The sequence below is a fragment of the Marinobacter sp. genome, from assembly GCF_041686475.1.
In the GTDB taxonomy this organism is placed as follows: domain Bacteria; phylum Pseudomonadota; class Gammaproteobacteria; order Pseudomonadales; family Oleiphilaceae; genus Marinobacter.
The window spans coordinates 1-6,048 of sequence record NZ_JAWLDU010000019.1; the positions used below are offsets into that span (position 1 = coordinate 1).

The 6,048-nt window shown below is 58.5% G+C and carries 6 protein-coding genes; all 6 read left to right on the forward strand.

Annotated features, from left to right (window positions below):
- The first annotated feature begins 250 nt into the window (after window positions 1-250).
- Entirely contained in the window at window positions 251-997 is a 747-nt protein-coding gene (gene tsaA / locus ACESMB_RS06425; RefSeq protein WP_372971145.1) for a tRNA (N6-threonylcarbamoyladenosine(37)-N6)-methyltransferase TrmO, read from the forward strand.
- A 41-nt stretch (window positions 998-1,038) separates the two neighbouring features.
- Window positions 1,039-3,390: a response regulator gene (locus ACESMB_RS06430; RefSeq protein WP_372971146.1), complete on the forward strand. Its 2,352-nt coding sequence runs from the start codon at window positions 1,039-1,041 to the stop codon at window positions 3,388-3,390.
- Between the two features lie 18 nt (window positions 3,391-3,408).
- Complete coding sequence (gene yacG / locus ACESMB_RS06435) at window positions 3,409-3,597, forward strand: DNA gyrase inhibitor YacG (protein ID WP_372927672.1); 189 nt, start codon at window positions 3,409-3,411, stop codon at window positions 3,595-3,597.
- A 15-nt stretch (window positions 3,598-3,612) separates the two neighbouring features.
- Window positions 3,613-4,167, forward strand: a complete 555-nt coding sequence (locus ACESMB_RS06440; RefSeq protein WP_372971147.1) for a YfaZ family outer membrane protein — start codon at window positions 3,613-3,615, stop codon at window positions 4,165-4,167.
- 99 nt (window positions 4,168-4,266) lie between these two features.
- Window positions 4,267-5,199 carry a glucosaminidase domain-containing protein gene (locus tag ACESMB_RS06445; RefSeq protein WP_372971148.1) on the forward strand — a complete coding sequence of 311 codons (933 nt, stop codon included), beginning with the start codon at window positions 4,267-4,269 and terminating at the stop codon, window positions 5,197-5,199.
- A 47-nt stretch (window positions 5,200-5,246) separates the two neighbouring features.
- Window positions 5,247-6,048: acyltransferase (locus tag ACESMB_RS06450; RefSeq protein ID WP_372971149.1), on the forward strand; the 802-nt coding region annotated here is incomplete at its 3' end.

The following is a 6,048-nucleotide window of genomic DNA, read 5'->3' on the forward strand; positions in this document are numbered from 1 at the left end:
TGGAGTTTCCGCGGGATGAGAGTTTCAAGGATCGGGCTTCGTTGGTTTTGCGGATCGAATTGTATTTTTCTGGCAGTATTGAGCGGCCCTACTGATTGAATTCTATAATATCTGACCGAGCTCCGGACGGTGACCCCTTCCAAAACACGCTCTAGCACGTCCATGTGGCGCTTGAGCTCCGCCATCCATGGCTCCGCACAGTTTTGGAAGGGGTCACCGTCCGGAGCTCTACCTCGGAGTTGTCTGAAAAATGAGTCGTCATCCTTCCCGTCCTGCCGTTGAGGCTTTAACGCTTACCCCCATTGCCATTACCCGTTCCTGTTTCCGCGACAAGTTTGGCGTGCCCCGCCAGCCGGGGTTGACCCGGTTTGCCCATGCCGATCTGGTGATTCAACCGCCGTTTGACCGGGAGGATGCGTTTCGGGGGTTGGAGACGGCGAGTCATCTGTGGCTGACGTTTCAGTTTCATGAGGCGGTGCGGGCGGAGTGGCGGCCGGTGGTTCGGCCTCCGCGGCTGGGGGGTAACAAGAAGATCGGGGTGTTTGCCAGTCGGTCGCCGTTCCGGCCTAACAGTCTGGGGCTGTCGGTGGTTCGGAATGAGGGGCTTGGCCGGGATGATGGCGGGCGGCTTGTTTTGCGAATCAGCGACCATGATCTGATTGACGGTACGCCGGTGCTGGATATCAAGCCCTATCTGCCGTTTGCGGATTCGGTGCCGGAGGCGTCGCTTGGCTGGGCGGATTCGGGGCCGACGCAGCGGTTGCCGGTGGTGTTTCTGGAGGAGGCTCAGGCGCAGCTTGCGGAGTTGCCGGCGGAGCGGTATCCGGATCTGCGGGGGCTGATTGAGGATGTGGTGAGTTACGATCCGCGACCGTCGTTTCGCCGGGGGCGGGATGAGGAACGGATTTACGGGGCGCATCTGTACGATCTGAACGTGCGTTTCCGGTTTGTTCATGATGATTCGCAGGAACGTGTCGAAGTGCTGACGGTCTGTTAAACTGCAGATCGGTTGATTTTTCGACACAGGGAATGCGTGCCTTGCCTCCGAACCGGTTATTCAGACGAATAGGTGTACGGCCACTGGCTGCCAGGCTGCTGGTTTATGTGCTGTTGTTCAGCCTTATTCTGTCGCTGGCGGCAACGGGCGTGCAGATGATTGGCGAGTTCGAGCGCCGCACGGAGGAGCTGAAAAATACCCAGGAGCGAGCCGCAGAGCTGGTCTCCGGGGCCATGAGCAATAACCTGTGGCTGTTGAATTACAGTGAGGTGGCCAACAGTCTGGACGATATGCGGGCGATTCCGGTTATCCAGCACGCCCGGGTTATCACCGCTGCCGGGGATGAATTCAGTACCGGTACCTACCCCGAGGGCCGGGTGATCTCCCGGTCTTCCCCTCTGGTTTTCAATCACGCTTCTTTCGATACGCCTGAAGCCATGGGAACACTGACGGTGACCTCGTCGGTAGAGACGGTCTACAACGAACTGATGGACCGGGCTCTGCTGACGCTGCTGTTCCAGTCCATGATTGTGATGCTGGGCACCCTGGGGCTGCTGATTATTGTTAGGCTTACCCTGTCACGGCACCTGGAAACCATGGCCGATTATGCCGCCCGGCTGAATCTGGATGCGCTGATTGAACCACTGCATCTGCGCCGCAAACCACCCAAGCGCGGGGATGAGCTCAGCGAACTGGAACAGGCCCTCAACACCATGCGCCTGCAGTTGCTGGAAGATACCCGCTCCCTTCGCCAGACGTCGATCCAGTCCCAGGATGAGCGGGATGAAGCGGTACGGGCCAATCACGCCAAGAACCAGTTTCTCGCCAACGTCAGCCATGAATTGCGGATTCCGCTGCAGTCTGTTCTGGGCTATGCCAACCTGCTGTCGGACACGCCCCTGGACCAGGATCAGCGGGAGTATGTTCACACCCTGCTGAATGCCTCCGAGAGTCTCTCCTCCATCATTAACGACCTGTTGGATATCTCCAGCATGGAAGCCGGCAAGCTGGTGCTGGAGGACATCCCCTTTGATCTGCGGGATACCCTGAATGATCTGGTGCACATGCTGGGCGCCCGCGCCCGGGAAAAAGGCCTGGCACTGGAACTGCGCATTGACGAGAACCTGCCCTGGGCCCTTAGGGGGGATCCGGCGCGGCTGCGGCAGGTTCTGCTGAATCTCACCTCCAACGCTATCAAGTTCACAGACTCCGGCCACGTGCTGATCAGCATTGAGGTACTCGGGCGCCGGGATGAAAACGTGCGGCTGCGGATCGCCGTCGAGGATACCGGGGTGGGCATCAACCCGGAGGACATTCCGCTGGTGTATGAGCCCTACGTTCAACTGGGCCAACGCTTCCAGCGCCAGCTGCCGGGGGCCGGCCTGGGGCTGACCATCTGCCGCCAGCTGGTCAAGCTGATGAACGGCTCCCTGGACCTGGAAAGCAAACCCGGGGAAGGGTCCACCTTCTGGATGGAGCTGACCTTGCCGGTGGCAGCGGAGAGCGCCACCCGCAGCCGGCCGGATACCAGCATGATCCGTGGCAAGCGTATTCTGGTGGTGGACTCCTACGAACTCTCACGCAAGATAACCCTGGAAATGCTGTCGCGGCACGAGCTGGATATTGAAGCGGTGAAGTCCGCCGGCGAGGCGCTGACCTCCCTGCGCCTGGCCTCCGATAATCACGAGCCGTTTGATGCCATAGCCCTGGACGGTTTCGTGCCGGATATGGACAGCGATCTGCTGTGCCGCCAGATTCGCAGCAACCCGGAGTGGAACCATACCCGGCTGCTGATTCTGTCTTCCAATCCCCAGCGGGGTGACGCGGAGCATTTCCGACAGGCCGGTGCCGACGCATTCCTCAGCAAATCCCTGCGGGAATCCTGCCTGACGCCGATCCTGCATCAGCTGTTTGCCGATGCGGCCAAAGACGAGCGCCGGTTCCTCACGCGGTTTTCCCTGCAGGCTGTCAGCGACAACACCCGCCGCCAGGAGCTGCCCTGCGGTCGAATGAAGGTCCTGCTGGTTGAAGACAACCCGGTTAACCGTACACTCACCCGCAGGCTGTTGGAAAAGCTGGGCTGTGACGTGATGACGGCCAATGACGGCGAGGCGGCCTCCAGTCTGTGGCAGTGGCATCCGTTCGACCTGATTTTTATGGATTGCATCATGCCCAGGGTGGATGGCTTTGAGGCCACAAGGCGCCTGCGCCAGTGGGAAAAAGACCACAATCGCAGCCGGGTGCCGGTGGTGGCGTTGACAGCCAGTGCCATGGAGAAGGACGAGGAGCGCTGCCGCGAGGCCGGCATGGATTCCTTCGTGGCCAAGCCTGTCAATATTGAAATGTTGCGGGCGGTTCTGGAACAATACTGCCAGGCGTCCGCATCCACCTGAATATTCCACAAGGCCACAATGAACGTAGAATGCCCCACCTGTAAGAAGTCCGTGGAATGGAAAGAAAGCAATCCATTTCGCCCTTTCTGCTCAGAACGCTGTAAGCTGATCGATCTTGGCGCCTGGGCCAACGAAGAATACCGCGTGCCCGCAGAAAACGCCTCACCGGACGATCTCGACCAGGGCGGTGAGACAACCAACCACTGATAGAAAGGTAGAAGAATGAAAGCGTACCGTATTCCTTTGATCGTTCTGTCCCTTGCCGCAGCCCCTGCATACGCTGCCGATGCGGATCTGAGCCTGACCAACGACTCGGTAAAAGGCCAGGTGAATTTTTTCGACACCAACTCTGATATCCAGGTTGGTACCGGCTATACCTATCACGAAGGCAGCCGCCATATCGGCAACGTGGATTTCCACGCCCAGGGCCGCACAGCCATTGGCAACCTGCCCACCACCGCTGGCATCGGCGTGCGTGCAATCGGATGGGATGACGACCGTCTGGACGGCGGCGCGGTCGCCCTCGGCGGTTTTGCCACCGTCAATGTTCCCGACGTTCCGGGGCTGTCCTTCACCGGCGGGCTCCATTACGCACCGAGCATCCTGTCGTTCGGTGACTCCGATGAACTGACCAGTCTCGAACTGCGGGGCAGCTACCGCGTTATCCGTAACGCCGAGCTCTTTGCCGGTTACCGCTATCTGAACACGGATTTTGACGGCCGCGGTGACCTCAACCTGGATGAAGGCGTAATGGCCGGCATGAAAATCTTCTTCTGATCCGATACGGATCACCCGGCAATTCGACACCGCCGGTCGGGCGACGTGGCCGTATTACCTGCTATAATCTCGGCCATATCGATTGTAACGAGAGGTTTTATGTCTTCTGGTATCCGGGCGTTGTTGCTGGTTTTTCCGATGGTGGTTTTCGGCTTCTGGGGAGCCCTGCACACACCGGACCCTGACCTGAATCGTGACAGCAATCGTAACGGCGGTGGGACTGATGGTGTCGCGCTTGCCCAGCTACCACCCCTGCCCGGCTGGGCCCGCGCCGACCTGCCGGATTTCTCAGGTTACAGCGATACCACTGAAAAGAAGGCCGCATTTTTCTCATTTCTTTACCCGCGCATCGTACTGGCGAACTCCCGCATTCTGATCGAAAGGGAGTACCTGCAAAGCCTCTCTGACAAGGAAGAACTCAGCAAATCAGAGCTGACCTGGCTGAAACGCCAGGCCGAACGCCTGCGCGTGGATGAAGAACCCGGCAGCCAGGATATGTTCCGCCAGCTGGAGAACCGTCTTGACGTTATCCCCCCCTCACTCATCATGGCGCAGGCCGCCAATGAGTCTGCCTGGGGCACTTCGCGCTTTGCCCTCCGGGGGAACAACCTGTTTGGACAGTGGTGTTTTTCCGAAGGCTGTGGCCTGGTTCCGCAAAGCCGCGTTGAGGGTGCCAGCCACGAGGTTGCCACCTTCGAATCGCCTTACCTGTCGGTACGTTCCTACATCCAGAACCTGAACCGCCATCCTGTCTACCAGCCGCTCAGGGATATACGGGTCAAGGCCAATAACAATGGTGATTACGCCACCGGCGTAAGCCTGGCCGCCGGTCTGCTCGGCTATTCCGAGCGGGGTGAGGATTATGTGAAAGAAATCAGAAGCATGATCCGCCACAACAACCTGACCTACTACGACGACAAGTTTCGCAGTGTGCGGGAAGGCAGCCAGCAGCAGTTGGTGAAAATGGCCTCTTCCAGCAAGGAAGAAGCCCTGCTTCCCGGCAACGCCGATGAGGAAGGTAGCGAGGGTTAATCCTGCCACCGATAATTGCCAGATTCTGATTCCGGAGATCCCAGTCGATGCTCAGTTTTTTGCCTGCACCGTTCAAAGGTGTGCTTGCAATTGTACTTATCCTGCTCAATACCCTTTGGCTGTTCCCGATTCTGATGGTCTTCGCGATTATAAAACTGGTGATTCCGGTGCCCCCTGTGCGCAAAGGGTGCACCATTGTTCTCAATCGCATTGCCTGGCTGTGGATCGGCTTCAACAATGTGCTGGCCGATGTCCTTCATGATATCGAGTGGGACGTCCGCGGCGTCGAGGACCTGAGCCGTGAGCACTGGTATTTTGTGACCTGTAACCACCAGAGCTGGGCCGACATTCCGGCGATCCAGCATGTGCTGAACAGCCGCATTCCACTGCTCAAGTTCTTCCTGAAGCAACAGCTTATCTGGGTACCTTTCCTGGGCATTGCCTGGTGGGCGCTGGATTTTCCGTTCATGCGCCGGCACACCAAGGAGCAGATTGCCCGCCGCCCGGAACTGAAGGGCCGGGATGTGGAAACCACCCGGGCTGCCTGTGAAAAGTTCCGCTATACCCCGGTCACCATCTTCAATTTCATGGAGGGAACCCGGCTCACCCCGGCCAAACATAAAAACCAGAATTCGCCCTACAAAAACCTGCTTAAGCCCCGTGCAGGTGGTACTGCCTTCGTGCTTGAAGCCATGGGGGAATCGCTGCATACCATGCTGGATGTGACCATTGTCTATCCCGAAGGCAGGTCCGGCATCTGGGACTACCTGTGTGGGCGCGTGGGGAAAATCATCATCGATATACGCACCAGGGAGATCCCACCGCGTTTCCTGGGCATGAACTACCAGA

Coding starts and splice junctions, on each gene's coding strand:
- yacG (WP_372927672.1), top strand. CDS start 3,409: ATGAACGTAGAATGCCCCACCTGTAAGAAGTCCGTGGAATGGAAAGAA.
- ACESMB_RS06440 (WP_372971147.1), top strand. CDS start 3,613: ATGAAAGCGTACCGTATTCCTTTGATCGTTCTGTCCCTTGCCGCAGCC.
- ACESMB_RS06445 (WP_372971148.1), top strand. CDS start 4,267: ATGTCTTCTGGTATCCGGGCGTTGTTGCTGGTTTTTCCGATGGTGGTT.
- tsaA (WP_372971145.1), top strand. CDS start 251: ATGAGTCGTCATCCTTCCCGTCCTGCCGTTGAGGCTTTAACGCTTACC.